The organism is Nocardia puris, assembly GCF_036051655.1.
Lineage (GTDB): Bacteria > Actinomycetota > Actinomycetes > Mycobacteriales > Mycobacteriaceae > Nocardia > Nocardia puris.
Window position 1 is genome coordinate 3,547,705 of sequence record NZ_CP107943.1, and the last position, 21,927, is coordinate 3,569,631.

Annotated in this window: 18 protein-coding genes; 9 read left to right on the plus strand and 9 right to left on the minus strand. The window is 70.6% G+C overall.

Translation table 11 applies throughout. The features are described from left to right. Nucleotide 1: 1 nt before the first annotated feature. Nucleotides 2-838, plus strand: a complete 837-nt coding sequence (locus OHB21_RS16245; RefSeq protein ID WP_195124821.1) for a GNAT family N-acetyltransferase — start codon at nucleotides 2-4, stop codon at nucleotides 836-838. Here the strand turns inward: OHB21_RS16245 and OHB21_RS16250 are convergent. From OHB21_RS16250 to OHB21_RS16270, 5 genes are all read right to left on the minus strand, one after another. Then, entirely contained in the window at nucleotides 823-1,749 is a 927-nt protein-coding gene (locus tag OHB21_RS16250) for a beta/alpha barrel domain-containing protein (RefSeq protein WP_195124822.1), read from the minus strand. The genes OHB21_RS16245 and OHB21_RS16250 overlap by 16 nt on opposite strands. Continuing rightward, nucleotides 1,746-1,922 carry a hypothetical protein gene (locus OHB21_RS16255; protein WP_157115851.1) on the minus strand — a complete coding sequence of 59 codons (177 nt, stop codon included), beginning with the start codon at nucleotides 1,920-1,922 and terminating at the stop codon, nucleotides 1,746-1,748. The genes OHB21_RS16250 and OHB21_RS16255 overlap by 4 nt, the downstream gene beginning before the upstream one ends. Then, the gene (locus OHB21_RS16260) at nucleotides 1,919-3,142 is read right to left on the minus strand and encodes a CaiB/BaiF CoA transferase family protein (protein ID WP_195124823.1); all 1,224 of its coding nucleotides are present in this window, start codon (nucleotides 3,140-3,142) and stop codon (nucleotides 1,919-1,921) included. Before OHB21_RS16260 ends, OHB21_RS16255 begins: the two co-directional genes overlap by 4 nt. Before the next feature lie 72 nt (nucleotides 3,143-3,214). Further along, nucleotides 3,215-4,135, minus strand: coding sequence for a TauD/TfdA dioxygenase family protein (locus OHB21_RS16265; protein ID WP_067511039.1), 921 nt, complete (start codon nucleotides 4,133-4,135; stop codon nucleotides 3,215-3,217). Between the two features lie 106 nt (nucleotides 4,136-4,241). After that, nucleotides 4,242-5,012, minus strand: coding sequence for a deoxyribonuclease IV (locus OHB21_RS16270; protein ID WP_067511052.1), 771 nt, complete (start codon nucleotides 5,010-5,012; stop codon nucleotides 4,242-4,244). A gap of 150 nt (nucleotides 5,013-5,162) precedes the next feature. Here OHB21_RS16270 and OHB21_RS16275 point away from each other — a divergent pair, with 150 nt between their 5' ends. From OHB21_RS16275 to OHB21_RS16285, 3 genes are all read left to right on the plus strand, one after another. After that, nucleotides 5,163-6,944, plus strand: coding sequence for a serine/threonine protein kinase (locus OHB21_RS16275; RefSeq protein ID WP_195124824.1), 1,782 nt, complete (start codon nucleotides 5,163-5,165; stop codon nucleotides 6,942-6,944). Nucleotides 6,945-7,110: 166 nt separating this feature from the next. Next, a complete protein-coding gene (locus tag OHB21_RS16280) occupies nucleotides 7,111-9,009 on the plus strand; it encodes a serine/threonine-protein kinase (RefSeq protein WP_195124825.1) in 1,899 nt (632 codons plus the stop codon). A gap of 4 nt (nucleotides 9,010-9,013) precedes the next feature. Further along, entirely contained in the window at nucleotides 9,014-10,954 is a 1,941-nt protein-coding gene (locus OHB21_RS16285; protein WP_067511034.1) for a serine/threonine-protein kinase, read from the plus strand. Here the strand turns inward: OHB21_RS16285 and OHB21_RS16290 are convergent. Together OHB21_RS16290 and OHB21_RS16295 are read right to left on the minus strand one after the other, a co-directional pair. Beyond that, complete coding sequence (locus OHB21_RS16290; RefSeq protein WP_067511033.1) at nucleotides 10,951-11,436, minus strand: glutathione peroxidase; 486 nt, start codon at nucleotides 11,434-11,436, stop codon at nucleotides 10,951-10,953. The two genes, OHB21_RS16285 and OHB21_RS16290, sit on opposite strands and share 4 nt — an antisense overlap. A 60-nt stretch (nucleotides 11,437-11,496) precedes the next feature. Beyond that, the gene (locus OHB21_RS16295; RefSeq protein WP_067511032.1) at nucleotides 11,497-12,270 is read right to left on the minus strand and encodes an SDR family oxidoreductase; all 774 of its coding nucleotides are present in this window, start codon (nucleotides 12,268-12,270) and stop codon (nucleotides 11,497-11,499) included. A 345-nt stretch (nucleotides 12,271-12,615) separates the two neighbouring features. Between OHB21_RS16295 and OHB21_RS16300 the strand changes: the two genes are divergently transcribed. The 5 genes from OHB21_RS16300 (at nucleotide 12,616) to OHB21_RS16320 (ending at nucleotide 19,428) form a co-directional block, all read left to right on the plus strand. Next, nucleotides 12,616-14,088: an FAD-dependent oxidoreductase gene (locus OHB21_RS16300; protein WP_195124826.1), complete on the plus strand. Its 1,473-nt coding sequence runs from the start codon at nucleotides 12,616-12,618 to the stop codon at nucleotides 14,086-14,088. A 39-nt stretch (nucleotides 14,089-14,127) separates the two neighbouring features. Beyond that, complete coding sequence (locus OHB21_RS16305) at nucleotides 14,128-14,688, plus strand: TetR/AcrR family transcriptional regulator (RefSeq protein WP_195124886.1); 561 nt, start codon at nucleotides 14,128-14,130, stop codon at nucleotides 14,686-14,688. A 991-nt stretch (nucleotides 14,689-15,679) separates the two neighbouring features. Continuing rightward, nucleotides 15,680-16,042: a hypothetical protein gene (locus OHB21_RS16310; protein WP_195124827.1), complete on the plus strand. Its 363-nt coding sequence runs from the start codon at nucleotides 15,680-15,682 to the stop codon at nucleotides 16,040-16,042. A gap of 72 nt (nucleotides 16,043-16,114) precedes the next feature. Further along, entirely contained in the window at nucleotides 16,115-16,888 is a 774-nt protein-coding gene (locus OHB21_RS16315; RefSeq protein WP_067511028.1) for an ABC transporter ATP-binding protein, read from the plus strand. Continuing rightward, a complete protein-coding gene (locus tag OHB21_RS16320; RefSeq protein ID WP_067511027.1) occupies nucleotides 16,885-19,428 on the plus strand; it encodes an ABC transporter permease in 2,544 nt (847 codons plus the stop codon). The genes OHB21_RS16315 and OHB21_RS16320 overlap by 4 nt, the downstream gene beginning before the upstream one ends. Before the next feature lie 354 nt (nucleotides 19,429-19,782). On the opposite strand, the gene OHB21_RS16325 is transcribed toward OHB21_RS16320, so the two are convergent. Continuing rightward, the gene (locus tag OHB21_RS16325) at nucleotides 19,783-20,862 is read right to left on the minus strand and encodes an ADP-ribosylglycohydrolase family protein (protein WP_195124828.1); all 1,080 of its coding nucleotides are present in this window, start codon (nucleotides 20,860-20,862) and stop codon (nucleotides 19,783-19,785) included. Nucleotides 20,863-21,191: 329 nt separating this feature from the next. Then, nucleotides 21,192-21,863, minus strand: a complete 672-nt coding sequence (locus OHB21_RS16330) for a serine/threonine-protein kinase (RefSeq protein ID WP_324191974.1) — start codon at nucleotides 21,861-21,863, stop codon at nucleotides 21,192-21,194. Between the last annotated feature and the right edge of the window lie 64 nt (nucleotides 21,864-21,927).

Below are 21,927 nucleotides of genomic sequence, written 5' to 3' on the forward strand. Positions count from 1 at the left end.
GATGCGTATCGAGATCACCTCCGACGCCGCGGCCTACCGCGCCGCCGCGGCCCCCTTCCTGGATCGTGATCCCTTGCGGCACAGCGTGATCGCGACCGCCGTGAGCAACCTCCTGACCGGCCTGCACGGCGAGGTGGGCACCTCGTTCTTCCTCAGCGCCCGCGACGCCGACGACGTGGTCGTCGGCGCGGCGATGCGCACCGCGGGTCGTGACGCTTACCTGGGCGCTCTCCCGGAGGGCGGGGCCGTCGCCGTCGCCGAGGTCCTGGCCGGTGTCGCGCCGGACAACGGCGGGGTGGAAGCCACACTCCGCGATGCCGACGCGTTCGCCCAACGATGGTGCGCGTTGCTCGGCGTCGAGGCGCGAGAACGCTACCGCCCCAGACTGTTTCGGCTCGAGGAGTTGCACGCGCCCGCCGCCCCGCCCGGTGCGCCCCGGCGCGCCACCGAGGCCGACGTCGACCCGTGCGTCGCCTGGGCGGCCGCGATGAACCGGGAGGCGCTGGGTTCGGCGCCCGGCCTGTCCGCCGACGCGATTCGCGCCAGGGTGGCGGCCGGGCGCTGGTGGTTGTGGGAGGTGGACGATGTGCCGGTGAGCCTGGTCGCGCATCAGGTGCCGGTGGCGGGCTGGTCGCGCATCGGCCCGGTCTACACCCCGCCCGCCGAGCGGGGCCGCGGCTACGCGTCGGCGCTCACCGCGCACGTGTCGCGGGTGCTGCGCGCCGACGGACTCGACGTCTGCCTGTTCACCGATCTCGCCAACCCCACCTCGAACAAGATCTACCGGGCCATCGGCTACCGGCCCGTCCACGATTTCGTGAGCTACGGCTTCGGGTGAGAGACCACCCATTCGAAAGCCTCCGCCTTCGACAGCGCGCCCTCGGTGGTGCGAGAGCGGTTGGGTTCGCCCAGGTCGGCGAGCAATCCGCCGGTCAACCCGACCAGCGTCGCCAGCGTCGCCGGGGTGAACCAGGCGGGCCGGGTGGCGAACAGGATGTCCTCGCTGGAGGTGTTGCCGCTGGCGCCCGGGGCGAACGGGCAGCCGCCGAGCCCGCCGAGCGATCCGTCCACCATGGCCGCGCCGGCGGCGACGGCGGCGAGGGTGTTCGCCACGCCCATGCCCCAGGTGTCGTGACCGTGGAAGACGACGCGGCGCGGGGGAGTCCGCTCCCGCACCGCCGTGACCAGCGCGCTCACCTGGCCGGGGTGCGCCTGGCCGAGGGTGTCGGCGAGCACGATGTCCTCGGCGCCTTCGGTGCGCGGGTCGGCCGCGATGGCCAGCACCCGTTCCGGGTCGACCGGTCCGTCGAACGGGCAGGTGAAGCTGGTCGCCAGGCACAGCTGGATGGACCCGCCCGCGTCCCGCGCCAGGCGCACGGCGTCGGGCATGGCGGCCACGCTCTGCTCGGTGTCGCGGCCGATATTGGCGCGGTTGTGCGCGTCCGACACCGAGAAGCAGTACTGGAAGTTCCGCACGCCGGCGGCCGCGGCCTTCTCCACGTGGCGGGGCGTGGCCACCCACACCCAGCAGCGGGACAGCTCCTCCGGGGTGAGCGCCGCCACGAGCTCCATGGTGTTGGCCATCGGCGGCACCAGGTCCGGGCGGGCCATCGACCCGATCTCGAGCGCGGGCACGCCCAGCGCCAGCAGCGTCCGCACCACCTCGACCTTGCGCTCGACCGGCAGCGTCTTACCGGTCAGCTGCAACCCGTCGCGCAGCGTGACGTCGCGCAGCACGGCCCCGGTCATCGGTGCTTGTCCTCCCGCGCCTGCTGCGGCACGCACATCACGCCCGCCCACGGCTTGCGGTGCGCCCCGGCGGGATTCGGATGGATTGTCGGGCGCACGTGGCCGGGTGAGCTCAGATCCCAGCTGCGACGCCCCACCGGCCTGCGCCTGGTCCGCCTGCGCCGGGCGCTCATGCCTTCACCCCGCTGTCCGCCCCGAGCGCGGCTATCTCGTCGGCGCTCATGCCGAGCAGTTCCGAGAGCACCTCGGCGGTGTGCTCACCCAGATCCGGCCCGACGTTGCGAATTGGCAGCGACTGTTCGCCGATCACCGGCACGATCCCGGGAAAGCCCACCGACTTCGGTTCCGACGCACCGACATCCACGGTGAACTGCTGAATCATGTTGCGCGCGTTGTACTGTTCGTCGTCGACGATGTCGGCGGCGGTGTAGATGGGGCCGCACGGAATGGCCGCGCTCTCCAGGATGGCCAGCGCTTCGGGGCCGGTGTGGCGCACGGTCCATTCGCCGATCGCGGCGTCGAGGCGTTCGCGATGGCGCCAGCGGCCCGCGTTGTCCTGGAGTTCGGGGTCGGCGGCCAGGTCGGGGCGGCCGATCACGTCCATGTAGCGCTGGAAGATCGCGTCGCCGTTGCCGCCGATGATGATGCTGGACCCGTCCGAACAGGGGTAGGCGTTGCTGGGCGCGATGCCCTCCATCCGCCCGCCGACGCGTTCGCGTCGGATGCCGTAGGCGAGATAGTCGGGGACCAGCGATTCCATCACCGACAGGATCGACTCGTTGAGCGCCACGTCGATGATCCGCTCCCGCAGCGGCGCCCGCGCACCCCGTTCGCGCTGGAACAGCGCCATCACGGTGCCGAACGCGGCGTAGATGCCCGCGATGGAATCGCCGATCGAGACGCCGACCCGCACCGGCGGCCGGTCCGGATCGCCGACCAGTTCGCGCAGGCCGCCGACGGCCTCGGCCACCGCGGCGAATCCGGGACGCTCGGCCAGCGGACCGGTCTGCCCGTAGGCCGAGATCCTCGTGATGATCAGGGCGGGGTTGACCTCGTTCAACACCTCGGGGCCCAGGCCCCATTTCTCGAGCATGCCGGGGCGGAAGTTCTCCAGCAGCACATCGCAGTGCCGCAACAGCCCGAGCACCACCTCGCGGCCCGCCTCGGTGCGCAGATCCAGGGTGATCGACTTCTTGTTCCGGTTGACGGTGCGATAGAGCATCGAGGTGTCGCCGCCGTAGAGCCGCCAGTTGCGCAGCTCGTCGCCTACCTTCGGCCTTTCCACCTTGATCACCTCGGCGCCGAAGTCCCCGAGCAGGCGTCCCGCGGTGGGGGCCGCGATGTAATTGCCGAGCTCGAGGACGCGGATACCGTCCAGCGGCCGAATACTCATGGCCACCAGTGTGGACCATGGGGCCGCGCGGCAGGGCGCTCGGTCCGTTCCCGGCGCCGAGCGCCCACCCGCTCAGGCCGCCTTGCCGGGCTCGTCGACGATCGAGTAGTGCTCGGCGTTGCCGGTGAGCACGGTGCTCGGCGTGCCGTCGACGCCGACCGGCACGTCACCGGCCAGGGTGATGCGGGTGAGCTTGCGCGGCTTGTCGTCGTAGTCGTCCACGGCGTAGTGCTGGGTGGCGCGGTTGTCCCAGATCGCGACGTCACCGAGCTGCCAGTTCCAGCGCACCGTGTTCTCCAGCCGGGTCACCCGGTCCTGTAGGAGCCGGAACAGCGCGTGCGACTCGTTGCCGGACAGCCCGACGAAGTTCTTGACGAAGTGGCCCAGCAGCAGCGTGCGCTCGCCGGTCTCCGGGTGCACCCGCACCACGGGGTGCTCGGTCTCGTAATGGGTCGATTCGAACTCGGCGCGGTACTCGTTCTGTTTCGGGCGCGCCTTGTCACGGTGGGTGGCGGTGTAGTCGTAGACGTTGGTGTGCACCGCGCGCAGGTTCTCGGCCAGCAGCTTCAGCGCCTCGGGCAGCGATTCGTACGCCGCGACGGTGGAGGCCCACGTGGTCGAGCCGCCGTACTCCGGCAGCGTCACCGCGCGCAGGATGGACGCCTTCGGGATGCGGTCGACGAATGTGACGTCGGAGTGCCAGCTGTTGGCGCGCCCGTACTCGGAGTCGATGGCCAGGCTCTTCTGCCCGCGCGAGGTGACCGTCGGGTGCGGGGTGGTGGGCGTGCCCAGCAGCTGGGCGAACTCGTACTGACCGTCCTCGGTGAGGTGGTCCTGGCCGCGGAAGAAGATCACCTTGTGCTCGAGCAGGGCGCGCCGGACGGTGCCGACGGTGTCGGCGTCCAGCTCGCCGCCGAGCCGGACGCCCTCGATCAGGGCGCCGATGCGGGCGCCGAGCTTGGTCACCGTGACGGTGGGGGCTGCGATCGTCATACGTGATCACCTTCGCTGGTCGAGCCGGATTGGTGCCCTAGAGCACACCAGCCGGCTCCGGCGGCGACCAGGTTTTCTCTCGGCCCGATCGCAACACGTGCCCGCGTCAGCCCACGTGTTCGCGCAGGTAGGCCAGGTCCTCGGCGAGCCCCTCGGCGGGCGTCTCCAGCACCACCGGCGCGCCCGCCGTGCGGCACACCTCGGCCAGCAGCTGCGGGTCGATGGTGCCGTCGGCGAAGTTGGCGTGCCGGTCGGCCCCGGAGTCGAACTCGTCGCGCGAGGAGTTCAGGTGCACCAGATCGATGCGGCCGGTGATGGCCTTGATCCGCTCCACCACGCCGACCAGGTCCTCACCGCCCGCCCACGCGTGACAGGTGTCCAGGCAGAAGCCCGCGCCGTAGTCGCCGACCGCCTCCCACAGCCGGGCGATGGAGTCGAAATGCCTGGCCATGGCGTGATTGCCGCCCGCGGTGTTCTCGATCAGGATCGGCACCGCGAAACCGCCCTTGTCCTCCTGGCGCTGGAACAGCTTGCGCCAGTTGTCGATCCCGGTCTCGATCTCGGCGTCGGAACGGACGTGCCCGCCGTGCACGACCAGCCCGAACGCGCCCAGCTCGGCGGCGGCCTTCGCCTGCTGGGCCACCGCGTTGCGCGAGGGCATGCGCAGGCGGTTGTTCAGGCTGGCCACATTGATCTGGTACGACGAGTGCACCACCACGTCGATCGGGCTGGCCAGGATCTGCTCGGTCCTGGGATGCGGGACGGGTTTGTCCCAGCTCTGCGGGTCGACGACGAAGAGCTGGATGACCTCGGCGCCGAGCTGTTCGCCGAAGCCGATCGGATCGCTGTCGAGCCGGACATGTGCTCCAATGCGCATGCGGCCAGCGTAGCCGGGGGCACCGACACGCGAACCGCGGTGGCGAGGTGCCGATTCGGTGCGAGAATCGTGGGGACTGTTGCGCTGGAGGGCGCGCGCGAGATACATCCGTAGGACGCGTGCTCGACCCGATGAGGGGGGTGAATTCACTTGTTGCGTGCTGGCGAAGTGTTTGCCGGTTACGTCATCAAAGGTGTCCTCGGCAAGGGCGGGATGGGCACGGTCTATCTGGCTCAGCACCCGCGGCTGCCCCGACTGACGGCGCTGAAACTGCTGGACCGCAAGCTGTACGGCGATCCGGAGAGCCGCGGTCGCTTCGAGCGCGAGGCCGATCTCGTCGCCCGGCTCGATCACCCCAATATCGTCACCGTGTACGACCGGGGCGCCGAGGACGACCAGCTCTGGATCTCCATGCAGTTCATCTCCGGGTCCGACGCCTCCAGCGCCGACGTGGGCGTGCTGGCGCCCGCCCGCGCGGTGCAGATCGTGGCCGAGACGGCTTCGGCACTGGATTTCGCGCACGCCAACGGAGTGCTGCACCGCGACGTGAAACCGGCCAATATCCTGCTCGCCAAGATGCCGATCGGCCAAGCCGAGCGGGTGCTGCTCACCGACTTCGGCATCGCGGGCATCCGCGACTCCGACACCACCCTCGCCTCGGCGGGCACGCTCACCGCCACCCTCGCCTACGCCGCGCCCGAACAGCTGTCGGGGGAACAGCTGGACCATCGCGGCGACCAGTACTCGCTGGCCTGCACGCTGTTCTGGCTGCTCACCGGCAGCGTGCCCTACAACGGGTCCACGCCCGTCGCGGTCATGCACGGGCACTTGCACGGCGCGGTGCCCTCGGCCCGCCGGATGCGTCCGGGGCTGCCGCCCGCCGTCGACGCGGTGCTGGCGCGGGCGCTGGCCAAACGGCCCGACGACCGGTTCGCCAGCTGCACCGAATTCGCGGCCGCCGCCCGTCAGGCGCTCGCCGCCGCACCGCCCGCGCCGCCCCGGCACGTGCCGCCCGGGTACCCGCACTCGGTCCCGCAGGCGCCGATGCCGACGTACGGCGGATACCCGGCGCGGCCGAATGTCGCGCCGCCCTATCCGGGGTACACCGGAGCCGTTCCGCCCGGGGCCGTGCCGCCGCGGCCCGGACCGCCTGTCGCGCCGCACGGGCGGCCGGTCGCCCCGCATACCGGGGCGATGCCACCCACCGGCGCGATGCCGCCGTACGGACCACCCGTGGACCTGAATCGGGGCGCTCAGCCGTCACGTCCCCCGGGTGCGGGGCCGTCGGGGAACCGTCGGCCGGGGACGGGGCCGGAGTACACCCGTGGACCGGGGTCGGTGCCCGGTGAGCAGGGGCGCGGGGCGGTTCCGAGTCACGGTGAGCAGGGCCGTGGAGCCGCCTCCGGCGCGGGTGAGCGGGGCCGAGGGCCGGTGTCCAGCCCGGCGGAGCAGGTGCGCGGCCCGGTTTCGGGTCCGAGCCCGCTTACTCGCGGACTGGTTTCCGGTTCCGCCGAACCGGTGCGCGGGCCCGTTCCGGGGGAGTACGCGCGCGGTGCGGCTTCGAGCCCCGCCGAGCACGTCCGGGGTTCTGCTTTCGGCCCGGCCGAGCCTGTGCGCGGCCCGGTTTCCGGCCCGGCCGAGCCGGTACGCGGCCCGGTTTCCGGCCCGGCCGAACCGGTGCGCGGTGCCGCTTCGAGCCCCGCCGAGCAGGCGCGTCACTCCGCGAGCCCGCCGCGTCCGCCGGGTGCCGAGTCACCGCGTCCGCCGGGTGCCGGCTCGGGCGAACCCCCGCGCGCACCGGGCTCGGCTCGCCCGTCGGGCCGGCCGGTGCGCCCCATCACCATCGCTTTGCCCGATCAGGTGCGCAGGCCGCGCGCCGCGCCGGGAGCGGGAAGCAGCCCGCAACCACCGGAACAACGGCCTCCGCCATAGCTTTTCGCTATGCATGGCAGGTGCTGCGCTCCGCTCTCGGACCGTCCGGGACCGGGTGACGCTGCTAAGGTTTCGGTGTTTTCCGTGGTCGGGCCCACCCGTCCGCGCGTTCGTGCTGGACGTCTGTTCCCGGCGGGTCCCGGTGCAGGCGAGAAGTGGAGCAGACATGCTGGCCAGCGGTGAGGCTTTCGCCGGCTATGTCATCGAGCGGCAAGTCGGCCGCGGTGGCATGGGTTCGGTGTATCTGGCGAAGCATCCGCGGCTGCCGCGGATGACGGCGCTCAAGCTGTTGAACCGAGAGATGTTCTTCGACAAGGAGGTGCGGGCGCGGTTCGAACGGGAGGCGGATCTGGTCGCCCGGCTCGACCACCCCAATATCGTCACCGTCTACGACCGCGGGCTCGAGGACGAGCAGCTGTGGATCTCGATGCAGTACATCGACGGTGTCGATGCCGCGTCGGTGGATCCGAAGACGCTGCCGCCCGCACGGGCCGTGCAGATCATCGCCGAGACCGCCGACGCGCTCGACTACGCGCACGGCATGGGCGTGCTGCACCGCGACGTGAAACCGGCCAACATCCTGCTGGCCCGGTCCACCGGCGGCCGCGGTGAGCGGGTGTTCCTGACCGACTTCGGCATCGCGCGCCTGCGCGACGACACCGGTCACCTCACCCAGACCGGCACCTTCACCGCCACCCTGGCCTACGCCTCGCCCGAGCAGCTCACCGGCGCGTCGCTGGATCACCGGTCCGACCAGTACTCGCTGGCCTGCACGCTGTTCTGGCTGTTCACCGGCAGCGGGCCGTTCGCCGCGACCAATCCGGCCCAGGTCATCCAGGGCCACCTGCAATCCGCGCCGCCGCCGCTGAGCAGCGTGCGGCCGGGCCTGCCCAACGCGCTGGACGGCGTGCTCGCCAAGGCGATGGCCAAGCGGCCCGACGACCGGTTCGACTCGTGTTCGGATTTCGCCGCCGCCGCGAAGGCCGCGCTGTCGGGGCAGAGCATGCCCGCGATGCCGCTGGCGGGCGGACCGGTGACCGGCGGCGCGATGCCGTACGCGTCCACCGGCGGGCAGATGCCGGTGATGGGTGCCGGGTTCCCCGGGCCCACCACCAGCGGATCACAGCCGCTCACCGGTCAGCAGACGCATCAGGGCACCGCGCCCACGTACCAGGGCGCGACGTACCAGGGCAACACCCCGACGTACCAGGGCTCGACGCCCACCGGCACCGGGTCGCAGCCCACGGGCTACGCCTCGGCCCCGCACCCGCAGGCAGCGGGGTACTCCTCGGGTCAGCAGCCGCAGCCGACCGGGTACGCCTCGGGTCAGCAGCAACAGCCCGCCGGGTACGCCTCGGCGCCGCAGCAGAGCTACGGGTTCGCGTCCCCGCCGCCCGGCGGTGGCGTGGGCGGCGGCACCGGCGCGGGTGCGGGCGGCGGTAAGTCGAATACGGGACTGATCGTCGCGCTCGCACTCGGCGTCGTGGTGTTGATCGGTGTCGTGATCGGCATCGTCGTCGTGGCGTCGAGCGGCGGCTCGTCCTCGAGCGGTGGCGGCGGCACGTCCACCACCGCCGGTGCGCCGGGCACGGGCTCGAACAGCTCGGGTCCCGTCGCGGCCACCGCGGAGTCGATCAGCGCCGAATTCCCCGGCATGGTCCCGGCGTCCACCAGCGAGGATCGCGGCTACAACGACGCCGATTGCAGCGCGCACACCCCCGACAGCCCGGCCTACCCCACGCAGGGCACGCCCGACTTCGGCAACTGGGCCTATCAGTGGGACTGCTACGGCGGCGGCAATAACGACGACCCGTTCTACACGTTCTTCGTGTACGAGACGGCGGCCGACGCCGAGGCCGCGCTGAGCAACCTGCCCTCGAGCGCCACCAAGTCCACCGACACCAACGGCGGCGAGTCCTACACCAACTACAAGTTCGACGACAGCGGGCCCAAGATGGTCACCGTGTTCGGCGGCGACCGCGGCCAGTACCTGATGTACACCGACGGCATCGTCGGCACCATCGACGAGGTGCTGCGCTGGTGGCGCTCGGCGCCGCTGAACTGACCCGATGCTGGACAACGGCGCGGTCTTCGCCGGGTACACCGTCGAACGCCTGCTGGGTCGCGGGGGCATGGGGTCGGTGTACCTGGCGCGCCACCCACGCCTGCCCCGGCTGACGGCGCTCAAGCTGCTCAATCGGGAGTTGTTCCACGACAACGAGATCCGCGCCCGCTTCGAGCGGGAGGCGGATCTGGTGGCCCGGCTCGACCACCCGAACATCGTGACGGTGTTCGACCGGGGCATCGAGGACGAGCAGCTGTGGATCTCGATGCGGTACGTCGAGGGCGAGGATGCCGCGTCGCTGGATGCCTGGCACCTGCCGCCGCATCGCGCGGTGCGAATCGTCGCGGAGACCGCGAAGGCCCTCGACTTCGCGCACGGCAAGGGTGTGCTGCACCGGGATGTGAAGCCCGCCAACATCTTGCTGGAGCGGGCCGACGCCGGGGAGCGGGTCTTCCTCACCGACTTCGGCATCGCCCGCCTGCGCGACGACAAGCGCAAGCTCACCCAGACCGGAACCTTCACCGCCACCCTGGCTTTCGCCTCGCCGGAGCAGCTGTCCGGCGTGCCGCTGGACCACCGCTCCGACCAGTACTCCTTGGCCTGCACGCTGTTCCGGTTGCTCACGGGCGCGGTGCCGTTCGAGGCGGACAACCCGGTCGCGGTGATCCAGGGTCACATGCAGCGGCAACCGCCGCCGCTGGCGTCGGCCCGTCCGGGATTGCCGGTCGCGCTGGACGCCGTGCTCGCCCGCGCCCTCGCGAAAAGACCCGCGGATCGGTTCGATTCGTGCACGGAGTTCGCGGCCGCCGCGTGGCGCGCATTGGCCGCGCCGGATGCGCCGGGCGACAACGGTTTCGGCGCGCCGGTCACCGCGGAATGGGGTGCGCCACCGAAGTTCGTGGACGGTCCGCCCCTCGCCCCCGGCCCGAGTGCGGGTCAAGGGTTCGCGTCACCATCGGCCGCCGGCGCGACCTTCGTTCCAGGCCCTGCGGCTTCGGATTTCGGGTTCGCCCACGCTGACGGACCGGGATTCGGACGGGGCCGGCCGGGCGATTCGAGCTTTCCGCCCGGCGGTGCCGCCGAGCCGGGCTTCGCATCCGAGCGGTCCGCCGAGTTCTCCTCGGCTGGGCCGGGTTTCGCACAGGGGCGGGCGACCGGGGCGGACTCCGACTCGTACCGCGCACACGAACCCCTGGCCTACGACAACGCCGCGCCCGTCCGCGATTCCGACAGCCCGCTCCCACCCGGCCCGCCGCGCGCGTCCGGATCCCGCCGCGCCTTGGGGATCGGCCTCGCCCTGGTGGCGGCGGTGGCGGTCGGGGCGGGCGCGACGGTGTTCGCCCTGGATCGCGGCGGCGAATCCGACGCGTCGGCGGCCGCGATCACGACCGAGCCCGCTGCGGCATCCACGACGACGCCCACGACGACGGTCGATTCCGCGCCCGCGTCACCACCACTCTCCGGCAGCCTCGCCGAACGGCTCACCCGCATCAGCACCGCGTTCCCCGGCATGACACCGCCGGTGGATCCGGACGGCATCGTCCACATCGGCGACGGCTTCAACGGCAGCACCTGTTTCGCGCACGACGCGGGCTCACCGAACGCGATGGACGCGGGCGCACCGGATTTCGGCGACTTCTCGGCGTACTGGTACTGCTTCGGCGGCGACAACAAGGCCAACTACCAGCTGTTCGTCTACGAGGACTCCGAGAGCGCGCAGGTCGCGATCGATCACCTGCCCGGGTACACCGTCTCGACCGCGCAACACGGCCCGTACCTGTACCGGAACTACCTGCTCGACGACAATCCGGTGAGCAAGCGTCCGCGCATGGTCACCTGGTTCTCCGGCGACGCCGACCGCGCCACCTTCCTCCTCTACAGCGTGGGATTCATCGCCACGCGCGAGGAGCTCATGGCCTGGTGGCAGTCCGCGCCGCTGAGTTAGAGCACGCCCTCGATGGCCGAGGTGATCGTCGCGTCCTGCGGCGTGACGGTCGGGCGGAAGCGCGCGGCCACCTTGCCGTCGCGGTCGATGAGGAACTTCTCGAAGTTCCACTGGATATCGCCCGCGCCGCCCTCGGCGTCGGCGGTCTCGACCAGCTCGGCATAGAGCGGGTGCCGGTTCTCACCGTTCACCTCGGTCTTCTCCAGCAGCGGGAAATCGACGCCGTAGGTGGTGGAGCAGAACTGCTCGATCTCCTCGGCGGTGCCCGGCTCCTGTCCCATGAACTGGTTGCACGGCACGCCGATCACAGTGAACCCGCGCGGACCGTAGGTCTTGTTCAGCTCGACCAGCCCCGAATACTGCGGCGTCAGACCGCATTTGGAGGCCACATTGACCAGCAGCACGGCCTTGTCGCCGGCCAGTTCGGCCAGCGTGGTCGGCGCGCCCGTCAGGGTCCGCAGCGGAATCTCGCGAATGCTCACGCGTCTACACCTCTTCGATGTCGTCGGCCCACCCCGAGCGCCACGCTACCGGATCTCCGTTCACTTCAGCGGGGCCTCGGGCTGCACCTCGACGAGCACCAGGTGCGCCCCGCGCGGCGCCGACACCACCGCCACCACGGCCGCCGCGAGGTCGGAGGCGCGCAGCATGTAGGGGTGCCTGGCGAAACCCCACCGCTGCCAGTCCTCCAGCAGCGGCCCGACCACCTCGGGCGTCGAGTTCATGCCCATATTCGTCAGCGTCGGTCCGGGGCGCACCACAGAGGAGCGAATCCCGGTGCCCTCCAACTCCATTCGCAACTGGGTCGCCATCGCCTCCAGTCCCGCCTTGGCGGCGGTGTAGGCGCCGGTGCGGGGGCGCGGCTGCGGCGCGCAGTCCGAGCCGATGAGGACCAGGTCGCCGCGCTTGCGCGCCAGCATGCCGGGCAGCACCCGATGCACCAAGCGCTGCGCCCCGACCAGGTGTACGTGCACCTGCCGCAGGAAGCTCTCCGGATCCATGTCCTGCACCAGGGCGAATTCGATGTCACCCGCGCCCGAGACCAGGATCTCCGCCGGTCCGAGCGCGTCCTCGGCCGCGGTGACGAAGGCGTCCACCGAGTCGGCGTCGGTCACGTCGAGCCGGTGCGCGAGCGCGTCGCCGCCGTCGGCGCGGATCTTGCCGGCCAGTTCCTCGCACAACTCGACGCGGCGCGCGCCGAGCGCGACCGGATGGCCCAGTTCGGCCAGCGCCACGGCGGTAGCCGCGCCGATGCCCGAGGACGCGCCCGCGATCAGGGCGGGGCGGCGGGTGGGATGGGGTTCGAAGCGCGGCATTACCTCTCCACGGGGATCGGGTGCGCGGACGTGTCGCGCAGGTCGAAGGTCGGTGACGGCGAGTCGATCTCGGTCCGGAATTTCCGTAACGAGTTCTCGCGACCACGCGCCGGGTTGCCGACTCGTGGAGACGCGTAGCTGGACATGTGTCTGGACACTATCAGTGCACCGGCTACCGGGACAATGGGTCGATGGGATCGAGTCGCGGCGGGTAAGTTCTCCACTCGGAAAACAGGAACAAGTTACTGTTGCTGTTGTGACTCCGGACCGCGTTCCGGAACGAGTGGGCATCCTCGCGGCGCCGCGCACCGACGCGGCCCGCGCGACGGAATCCGAGGAGAAACCGTGACCGATATCGACACCGTCCGACCGCTGCGCGCCCGCGACGTGGACACCTGGGCGCACACCGCCGACGTGGTGGTCGCAGGCTACGGGATCGCCGGGGTGTGCGCGGCCGTCGAGGCGGCGCGGGCCGGTGCCGACGTGCTCATCCTCGAACGCGCGGGCGGCTGGGGCGGCGCGGCGTCCATGGCGGGCGGCTGGATCTACCTCGGCGGCGGCACGCCGTTGCAGAAGGCGCTCGGCTTCGAGGACACCCCGGAGAACATGGAGCAGTTCCTGCTCGCCGCCGTCGGGCCGGGCGCCGACGAGGCCAGGATCGCCGATTACTGCCGCGGCAGTGTCGAGCACTACGAATGGCTCGTGGCGTGCGGAGTGCCGTTCCGCGAAGCGTTCTGGGGTGAGCCGGGGTGGGAGGTGCCCCACGACGAAGGGCTCGGCTACTCCGGCGGCGAGAACTCCGCGCCCTTCAACACTCTCGCGAAACCCGCACCGCGCGGCCATGTTCCGCAGTACTCCGATAAGCGCCCCGGGCAGCGCAGCGGCGGCTACATGCTCATGAAGCCGCTCGCGGAGACCGCCGAAAAGCTCGGCGCGCGAGTCGAATTCGACACCCGCATCCGCCGGTTGATCGTCGACGACGACGACCGCGTCGTCGGCGTGCTCGCCACCCGGTTCGGCGAGCGCGTCGCGATCCGCGCCGAGCGCGGCGTGGTGCTCGCCACCGGCAGTTTCGCCTACGCCCAGTCCATGGTGCAGGGCTACGCGCCGCGCCTGATCGGCCGTCCGGCGGCGGCGATCGAGGAGCACGACGGCATCGGCATCCGGGTGGCGCAAGCGCTCGGCGCCGACCTGGCCCACATGGATGCCACCGAGGTCGCGTTCTTCGGCGATCCGCAGCTGCTGGCGCGCGGCATCCTGGTGAACGGGCGCGGCCAGCGCTACGTCCCCGAGGACACCTACGGCGGCCACATCGGGCAGGCGACGTTGCTGCGCAACGAGAATCAGGCCTTCCTGGTGATCGACGAGCGGTCCTACGAGGAGGCGCTGGCCACCGTGACCGCCACGCCGTTTTTCCGGCAGCCGCCCACGTGGGCGTGCGAGAGCGTCGCCGAACTGGAAGCCGAGATCGGATTGCCCAGCGGCACTTTGCAATCCACCGTCGAGGTCTACAACCGGCACGCCGCCGACGGGCACGATCCGGTGCTGGGGAAGAAGCCGGAATGGGTGCGGCCGATCGGTACGCCCTTGGCGGGCTTCGACATGCGCAACTTCACCGCGGGATTCACCCTCGGCGGGTTGCGCACCGATCTGGATTCGCGCGTCCTGCACGTGTCCGGCGAGCCGATCCCGGGTCTGTACGCGGCCGGCCGGTGCACGTCGGGATTGTGCGCCGGCGGCTATGTCAGCGGTGCGTCGCTGGGTGACGGCAGCTTCTACGGCCGCCGTGCCGGGAGGGCCGCCGCCAAAGACGGCTAGACCCTGATAGCGTCTGGACACATGTCTGAAGGTGATTTCGTGATGCTGGAGGCGACCCGCCGTCGCCTCAGCGGCAAGCAGGCCGACACCGTCGACAAGCTCACCAAAGCGGCGGTGGAAGTGCTCGCGCGCGAGGGCTTCGCCGGCATGACCGTCCGCCTGGTCGCGGCCGCCGCCGGCGTGGGCACCGCCACCGCCTACACCTACTTCTCCTCCAAGGAACACCTGGTCGCGGAGATCTTCTGGCGCCGCCTGATCGCCTCCCCCTCGCCCGCCAGCGAGGACCCCGACCCCGTGGTCCGCGTCATCGCCGAACTGCGCGACATCGCCCTGCTCGTCGCCGACGAACAAGAACTCTCCGGCGCCGTCACCAGCGCCCTGCTCGGCCGCGACCCCGACGTCGCCCACCTGCGCGACCGCATCGGCGCCGAAATCCGCAAACGCATCCTGCGCGCCCTCGGCCCCGACCCCGACCCCGACATCGTCGAATCCCTCGAACTGCTCTACGCCGGAGCGTTGGTCCGCGCGGGAATGGGCTACGCGTCGTACGCGGAGATCGCCGACCGGATCGAGAAATCGGCGCTGCTGATCTTACGGTGAGGGGATACGGTGGATGTCGCGTCCGGACGCGATGGCCGTGGTCGGACGAAAGTGAATGAGAATTGGCTCAGCTCTGCGAAAAACCGCAGGTCAAGAAGTATGGTCCCCGCGCATGCGGGGGTGAGCCCGCCACCCCGATCACCCTGCTGACCGCCGAGTCATGGTCCCCGCGTGTGCGGGGATGAGCCCCCTGTTGTGTCGGCCTTAATTTCGACGCCGAGATGGTCCCCGCCCGTGCGGGGATGAGCCCGCGGCGGCCATGAGTTCTTGGGTGGTCCCCTTATGCTCCCCGCGCATGCGGGGATGGGCCTCGGCGTCATGGGCGCGCTGATCGACCCGCTCGGATGCTCCAGTCGCATGCGGAGATGGTTCACGATGCCCCCCCAGCCGGGCGGCGCCGAAGTGCCAGGCGGTCAACCATTTGCAGAGTCGCGATCATCGCCGTTGGTGGAATCCGTGCGACTCCGCCCCGTGAGCGGATTCCGAAGTGTTCGTACCGAAATGGATAGTATCGCGAGCGATAGTATCTCTGGCGATACTATCTCCGGCGGTACTATCCATCCCTACCGTGCCTGTAGCACGTGCTCCCCGCGCCGGCGGGGTTGAGCCTGGGCCGCCGAAGTAGTGCCGGCCATCGGCGTCACGCTCCCCGCGCGTGTGGATCTCCGCATCAGCACCTTGCCCTGGTGGTTCGAAACTGCCCGGTGGGCAGTTGTCGCACGCCCGCGATCGCCGTCGACGGTGGGTGGGCGGCGCGGATGCCCGACCAAGCCGCACTTTGGATGGTCGATCTGGGCGGGAACCCGGTCAGGGGTGGACGTTTGTATAGTTGCAGCAACGATGAAGGCCCGGCGTGGGTAGTGGGGGTGAGCATGCGACGAGTCTTCGGTGTGGTGCTGCTGGCGGGTGCGTTGGTAGTCGCCGGCGTGCACCCGCGCGCTGGGGCTCAGGGGCGGGCGGGCGGAGCCACACGGCAACGCAGCGGACACCGATGAACGACGAGTCGGAGTTCCCTCCCGAGACCGTGGACGCCTACCGGGAGCAGATCGTCGACATCTGGCAGCGGCTCGCGAAATCCTCGGAGCAGATGGCGGACACCTTCGCGGACATCTGGTGGCGCAATCTTCCGTTGGCGTCGGAGGGGCTGAACATGCAGGAGGTCGCCGCGAAGATGGCGGCTCGTCTCGCGTTGCTCGGCCCCGAGGGGGATCCGCTCGAACAGGTGATGATCGGGACGATCGCCTATCTGCACGGCGCGCGCGATCAGGCCCGCGCCGAAGCCGATCGCCTCGACCGCCTCCGGCGCGAGCCGGAGACCGATCGAGGCACGGCACCACCTACTTCTCGAGGGTGATCTGCATCAACCCCGCGCCATCGGGGACTTCCCCGATGGCGCGCGGCACCGATCACCGACAGACTGGAGTGCATGACTTCGCACGGTGGAGTGGCTGGGACGGCTGAGGCCGTCGGGACCGGGGTGGCGGCGCGCGCCGTGGACTTGGTCAAGGTGTACGGGTCCGGAGACACGCAGGTCCGGGCTCTGGACGGGGTGTCGGTGGATTTCGCGCAGCGGGAGTTCACGGCCATCATGGGGCCGTCGGGGTCGGGGAAGTCGACGCTCATGCACTGCCTGGCCGGGTTGGACAGCGCCAGCTCGGGGCAGGTGCGCATCGGCGACACCGATCTGACCTCGCTCGGCGACAAGCAGATGACGCAGTTGCGCCGCGACCGGATCGGGTTCGTGTTCCAGGCGTTCAACCTGGTGCCGACGCTGACCGCGCTGGAGAACATCACCCTGCCGCTGGACATCGCCGGCCGCGCCGCCGACGCCGAATGGCTGGACACGGTCACCAAGCGGCTCGGGCTCACCGCCCGGCTCGGGCACCGGCCCAGCGAACTGTCCGGCGGGCAGCAACAGCGCGTCGCCTGCGCGCGGGCGCTGGCGGGCAAACCCGAGATCATCTTCGGCGACGAACCCACCGGCAACCTGGACTCGCGATCCTCGGAGGAGGTGCTGTCGATCCTGCGTGCGGCGGTGGACGAGTTCGGGCAGACCGTCGTGATCGTCACCCACGAGCCGCACGCCGCGTCGTTCGCCGACCGCGTGGTGTTCCTCGCCGACGGCCGCATCGTCTCCGAATTGCGCGATCCCACCAGCGAATCCGTGCTCGACCGGATGAAGTCGCTGGAGCAGGCATGACCGGCTCGCCGATGCGCAAGGTCGCCTTGCGCAATCTCGCCGCGCACAAGGTGCGCTTGGCGCTGACCCTGCTCTCGGTGGTGCTCGGCACCGCGTTCATCGCGGGATCGTTCGTGTTCACCGACACCCTCCAGCGCACGTTCGACGGCATCTTCGCCAACGAGGCGATGGGTGTGGACGTGCGGGTCAGCCCCGAGGAGCAGCAGTCGTTCGGCGTCCCCAACAGCGTGGTCGACGAGATCGCCGGCATGGAGGGCGTGCGCACGGTCGCGCCGAGCGTGGGCGGCCCGCTGGTGCTGCTCGATCCGGCGGGTGAGAAGCCCGTGCAGACGGGTGGCGCGCCGAGCTGGGGCGAGTCCTACCTCCCGCCGGAACGCGCTGTCGCCGAACCCGAGAAGTTCCTCGAGGGCGCGCCGCCCGCGAACACGAACGAAGTCGCGCTGAACAAGAGCGGCGCCGAACGCGCGGGGCTCGCCGTGGGTGACACCACCAAGGTCCTCATCCCCTCGCAGAGCACCCAGCAGCAGCCGATGCTGGACGTCACCATCACCGGCATCTACGAAACCCCGTCCGACACAGGCGGATACATCGGCGTGCTGTTCGAGGACGCGCAGGCTCGCCAGCTGTTCACCGACGGCGCGCACGTCGGCTACGTCGACATCGCCACGGACGGTTCGGAATCCACGCAGGAACGGATCGCCGCCGCGCTGCCCGGCTACAAGGTGCAGAACGGTGAGCAGGTGCGCGAGGACCTGAGATCCCAAGTCTCCGAAGCGCTGAACTTCATCAACTATTTCTTGTTGGCCTTCGGCGCGATCGCGCTGATCGTCGGCACGTTCATCATTTACAACACCTTCGCGATGATCGTCGCGCAGCGCCTGCGAGAGCTGGCGTTGCTCCGGGCGGTCGGCGCGAGCAGCAGGCAGGTCGGCGGGTCGGTGGTCGGCGAGGCGCTGGTGATCGGAATCATCGGCAGCGCAATCGGACTCGCGGCGGGTGTGGGTTTGGCCTTCGGGCTCGCTGCTCTGCTCAATGCGTTCGATCTCGGCCTGCCGACCGGCACGATGGCGGTGCTGCCGCGCACGGTGATCGTGGCGCTGCTCGTCGGCATCGCGGTCACCGTGATCAGCGCCTACGCGCCCGCCCGGCGCGCGGCGAAGATCCCGCCGGTCGAGGCGATGCGCGAGGAGTTCGCGTCGGCGGGCGATTCGCTGCGGGTCCGCACGCTCGTCGGCGCGGTGCTCGCTGTCGCCGGCATCGCGCTGGTGGTGGTGGGTGCGCAGTCGACCGGCGGCAGCGCCGCGGCAACGGTCGGGGTCGGCGCGCTGGGGCTGATCCTGTCGGTGCTGCTCGCCGCGCCCGCGCTGTCGCGGCCGGTGGTCGGCGCGCTCGGTGCGGCGCTGCGCCCGTTCGGACCGATCGGGCGGATGGCGCGCAATAACGCCGTGCGCAATCCGCGCCGCACCGCCGCGACGGCGTTCGCGCTCACCCTCGGGCTCATGCTCGTCTCGGCCATCGGCATGCTCGGCGCCTCGGCCAAAGCGAGCGTGGACGTGCTGGTGGACAAGGGCGTGGAGGCGGATTACGTACTCACCGGCCCGCCGCAGCAGTTCATCGGCTTGCCGATGGGCGTGCCCGACACCGTGCGCGCCGAGGTGCCCGCCGCCGGTCAGGTCGTCGGGCTGCGCGGTGTGGCGGCGCGGGTCGGTGACGATCGCATCGCCGGTATCGCACCCGACGGGCCGCTCACCGGGCTGCTGAGCATCGACCTGATCGAGGGGTCGCGCGATCTCGGGGAACGCGGCGTGCTGGTCTCCGAGGACGAGGCCGCCGAGCACGGCTGGCAGCCGGGCCAGCAGGTGGAGCTGACCACGCTGGACAAGAACGAGCAGGTGCCGGTCACCGTGGCGGGCGTGTTCAAGGCGTCGCCGCTGCTCGGCGATCTGGTGGCACCGCCCGCGGTGTTCGACGAGGTGACGCCGACGGCCTTCCGCAGCAACTTCTTCGTGCTGGTCAAGGGTCAGCCGGGGACCGATCTGGACGCGCTGCGCACCGACCTGGAGAACGCCACCGACCGGTTCGCCATCATCCAGGTGCAGGACCGCGAGCAGTTCAAGGGCGAGCAGGGCCGCCAGATCAACACCATGCTCGCCATCCTCTACGGACTGCTCGCGCTGGCCGTGGTGATCGCGATCCTCGGCATCGTCAACACGCTCGCCCTCTCGGTGGTGGAACGCCGTCGCGAGATCGGCATGCTCCGCGCCGTGGGCACCTCCCGCGCGCAAGTGCGGCGCACGATCTACCTGGAGTCCATGCTGATCGCCGTCTTCGGCGCGATCGTGGGCGTCATCCTCGGCCTCGGTCTGGGGATCGGATTCCTGCGCACCCTGCGTGACCTCGGGATCGACCAGATCGCGATCCCATGGGATCAGCTGGTCGCGGTCGTGATCGCGTCGGCGGTGGTGGGCATCCTGGCGGCGGTGTGGCCGGGTATCCGCGCGGCCCGAACGCCACCGTTGGCGGCGATCGCGGACCTGTAACCGGACTTGTCGGCCGGGCGGCTTCGAACCGCCCGGCCGAGGGTCTGTGCGGCAATCCCCCGCCTGCGCGGGGAGCAAATGTAACTGTCGACAAGCCGAGGTCGAAGGCGGCCTGATCCCCGCATACGCGGGGCATATATCACCGACCCGAACCTGCGTTTCTGGTTGACCGGCTCGTCCCCGCGTGCGCATCGTCAGTAGGTCGGCCGCTATCGCCTCCCCGTGGGCTCATCCCCGCGTGCGCGGGGAGCATACTTCTTGACCTGCGGTTTCTCGGCCGAGCATACGGACTTTCATTCACCTTTGCCCGGCCGCGCTCGATGGAAACCGGGACGCCCCCGGCATGGAAAACATTCACACCCCCACCGGTGGTGGCGTGGGCCCGAATTCGGTGCAGTAGGCGGTGGCGAGTGTGGTGATGACGGGGGCGGCGTCGAGGGGGGTGAGCCAGGGGGTGGGGATGGCGCGGGGGCCGTGGTGGGCGCCGAGGAGGTTGCCGCAGAGGGAGGCGGTGGCGTCGCTGTCACCGGAGTGGTTGACGGACAACAGGATTCCGGTGCGGAAGATCTGTTCCGTTGGGCCGCCGGCGGATTCGGCCCACAGCGCCGAATAGACCGCGATGGCCAGTGCTTCGGGGGCGGTCCAGCCGCGGCCCAGCGTTTCGACGTCTTCGGGGCGGGCCTGGTCGACGGTCCAGCGCGCCTGGTCGACGGCGGTGGCGAGCGCGGCCGAGGTTTCCTCGTGCCCGCTGTGCCTGCCCAGTTCGGTGCGCACGTCCTCGATCGCGTCGAGCAGCCCCACACCGCGACACAACCGGTAGACGAGCGCGGCCATCGCCCCGGTCGGCAGCCAGCCGGACGGGTGTCCGTGGGTGAGTGCCGCGGCGTCGCAACCCAATTCGAAGACGTGCTCGAGCGATGCGCCCGCGCTGTCGAGGGCGTAGCCGAACCCGCACGGCGCCGCGCGCGCCACGGCGCCGCAGCCCTTCGACGCGTTGATCGGGTCGGCCCTGGTGCCGAGCGGGGTGGTGGGCTCGCGGCGGGCGGCGGCCCGGCGCAGGGCGGTGACCACCGCGTGCGCGGTGCCGCGCTGCGCCATCAGCTCGGGGTAGCCGGCCAGCGCGCTGCGCATCCGCACCGGCTGCTCCGGGATCACCACACCCTGCCCCTGCAACCAGACCAGCAGGCCCTGCTGCATCAAACCGAGTGTCGCGCCGCCGGTTCCGCGCGCCCGCGCCCGCACCGAACCTTTGATGAGCGCTTCCACCGTGAACAGGGCGACCTGCGTCTCCTCGGAGATCTGCCCCTTGTAGGTCTCGGCGTCGCCGGTGACCCCGCGTCGGCCGTAGCGGCGCAGGATGTTGTGCAGCTGCATGGTTTCCACGGGCGCGCCGAGCGCATCACCGACCGCGCCGCCGAGCAGGCAACCCAGCACGGCGTTCTCGTGGTCGCGGGCGAGGCGGGGTTGGTCTGCCGCCGGTGGGCGAGACGAGTGTTCGGGTTCGCCGCCCGCCGGCACGGCATGTGGGGCAGCGGCGGGTGCCGCCGCCGGGGGACGCGGTGCACAGTCTGGCGAATCTAATTGAGCAGCAACGTATTCCGGACGTTCGTGCGAGAGCGGATTCGCCTTCGGCGGGGAGTGTTCGGCCGCCGCGGGCGAAGGCTTTCCGGCGGTCATCAGGGCCTCCTCGGACCCTCCTTCCGCATCCTCGTCGGTGACCGTCCGCCGCGTATCGGGCTCGGGGACCGCCGGTTCGGCGGGCGTCACCAAGTGCGAGCGTTTATCCCCGAAGTCGGCGAGAGGCACAATCCGCTGGGAACATCCACTTTCGAATGCCGAGATACCCCACCCGAACGCCCGCGCAGCGCCCGCCGCGCCTCGTCGGCGAACGCCCCGCACGAATCGAACCGCTCGGACGGCTCCTTCGCCATCGCGCGCTCCAGGACCGCGTCCAGCTCGGCGGGCAGGTCGGGACGATAGATGCGCGGCGAGGGGATCGGTGCGTGCAGGTGCCCGAACACCACCGCCCCCACGCGGGGCGCGTCATAGGGCCCGATGCCGGTGAGCAGCCGGAACAACGTGCACGCCAAGGCGTATTGGTCGCAGTGGTGGTCCAGCGCGGCGTTGGTGAGCTGTTCCGGCGAGGCGAAGGCGAGAGTGGCGGTGAGGTTGCCGGTGCGGGTCAGGTGACCGGTGTCGTCGAGGAGTTTCGCGATGCCGAAATCGGTGAGCAGCACCCGTTCGTCGAACCCCGCGCCGACGCCCGCCGAGCGGGAGAGCAGCAGATTGGCGGGCTTCACATCCCGGTGCAGCACACCCCGGGCGTGTGCGTAGTCCAGCGCGGCGGCGGTCTGCACCACGATCTGGGCCGCGCGTTCCGGCGACATCGCGGTGGGCGGTACCGACGCGCTGTCGTAACCGTCGACGTACTGCATGGAGATCCACAGCCCGGTCGTCCTCCACGCCCCGATCGAAGACGGTGATGATGTTCGGATGGTC